Source organism: Petrotoga halophila DSM 16923, from assembly GCF_002924615.1.
The window spans coordinates 1-1,426 of record NZ_JALY01000334.1; the positions used below are offsets into that span (position 1 = coordinate 1).

At 36.1% G+C, this 1,426-nt stretch carries 1 protein-coding gene and 1 pseudogene; both read left to right on the plus strand.

What is annotated here, in order from left to right; all coding sequences use genetic code 11:
- Positions 1 to 1,182: 2-oxoacid:acceptor oxidoreductase subunit alpha (locus AA81_RS13750; protein WP_103899351.1), on the plus strand; the 1,182-nt coding region annotated here is incomplete at its 5' end.
- A pseudogene (locus AA81_RS13755) lies at positions 1,179 to 1,426 on the plus strand (2-oxoacid ferredoxin oxidoreductase); the annotation flags it as partial. The gene AA81_RS13750 and the pseudogene AA81_RS13755, both read left to right, overlap by 4 nt.

Here is a 1,426-nt window from a genome sequence, read left to right on the forward strand (position 1 = left end):
AAAGACTTTTCTGAAAGTGGAGAGATAAAAATAGAGATCTCTGCAAACGAATCTTTAAAAGACGATTTATTAATTAGCGGAACCGACGCGGTAGCTCTTGGAGCGTTAGCAGGCAATTGTGATTCAATTTTTTCATATCCAATGACACCTGGATCGGGAGTTCTAGTTGATTTAGCCAATTTTTCAAAAAATTTCGATATTTTAGTCGAACAAGCCGAAGATGAAATAGCCGCAATCAATATGGCAATAGGTGGATGGTACGCAGGAGCAAGATCAATGGTGACCACTTCTGACGGAGGATTTGCTTTAATGGAAGAAGGACTTTCTCTAGCTGGGATGATCGAATCCCCGTTAGTAATTCACTTAGCCCAAAGGCCTGCTCCTGCAACAGGTTTACCGACAAGAACCGCTCAGGAAGGCTTGAACCTTGTTATACACGCTGGACATGGCGAATTCCCAAGGTTGGTTTTCTCTCCTGGTAGCCTTGAACAAGCTTTCTATTTAACTCAAAAGGCTTTTAATATTGCGGATAAATATCAAATCCCCGTATTCATTTTGACAGATCAATTTTTTGTTGATTCGTATTATAACGTTAAAAAGTTGGACCTTTCCAAAATTGAAAATAAAAAATATTTTGTAGAAACTACTGAAGATTATAAAAGATATGATCTTTCGAAAGCAAAAAACGGAGTTTCACCAAGAGGTATACCTAACTATGGTAATGGATTAGTTGTTGTAGATAGTGATGAACATGACGAGGAAGGTCATATAACGGAAGATTTGGATATCCGAATTAAAATGGTGGAAAAAAGACTCAAAAAATTTGAGGCTTTAAAGGAGGATTTTATTTCTCCTGAATTCTATGGAAATGATAACTACAAATATCTCGTCGTATGTTGGGGTTCAAATTATAATGTCGTCAAAGAAGCTCTAGAAAATATAAATAACAAGGATCTTGCTATGCTTCATTTTAGCCAAGTTTATCCCATCCCGGAAAATGCGGTTGAATTTTTAGAGAAGGCAGAAAAAATAATCGATGTTGAAAATAACGCCACAGGCCAATTTGCAAAGTTAATAAGAGCAGAAACTGGCATAAAAATAGATAGTAAGATATTAAAATTCAATGGAATGCCATTTTCAGTTGAAGAGCTAACCGCTAAGATAAGGGAGGAATTACAATGATAGAAAGAAAAAATATGTTTAGTCTAGAAAATGAAAAAGAATTAGACATTGCTTGGTGCCCAGGCTGTGGAAATTTTGGAATACTGAATATATTAAAAAAGGCTCTGGAAGAAATGGAAGAAATAACTCCCAACAATTTTGTACTCGTTTCAGGAATAGGACAAGCAGCAAAAATCCCTCATTACTTTAAAAACAACGCTTTTAATGGTCTTCATGGTAGGACTTTACCCGTTGCCTTTGCCAT